Source organism: Mesorhizobium sp. M1A.T.Ca.IN.004.03.1.1, assembly GCF_003997555.1.
Classification (GTDB): Bacteria; Pseudomonadota; Alphaproteobacteria; order Rhizobiales; family Rhizobiaceae; genus Mesorhizobium.
Map to the genome: position 1 here is coordinate 1 of NZ_RZTV01001047.1, position 238 is coordinate 238.

The following is a 238-nucleotide window of genomic DNA, read 5'->3' on the forward strand; positions in this document are numbered from 1 at the left end:
GGACTTGCGAGGCCAGCCGCTTCGAATGCAGCGCCTTGCGCATCGCCTCGAAGACCAGCCGTTCATGCGCAGCATGCTGGTCGACGATGACGAGCCCATCCTCGGTTTGGGCGACGATGTAGTTTGCGTGGATCTGCGCCCGCGCCGCGCCGAGCGGATAGCGCGCGGTTGGTTCGGGGGCGGCCGGCTGCGGCGAAAACTGCGGCTCGGCTCGCGCCGTCGGCATCGAAAGTCCGTC

The 238-nt window shown here is 68.1% G+C and carries 1 pseudogene; it reads right to left on the reverse strand.

Annotation, left to right across the window (positions count from 1 at the left end):
- A pseudogene (locus EOD29_RS34880) lies at positions 1–238 on the reverse strand (DNA mismatch repair protein MutL); the annotation flags it as partial.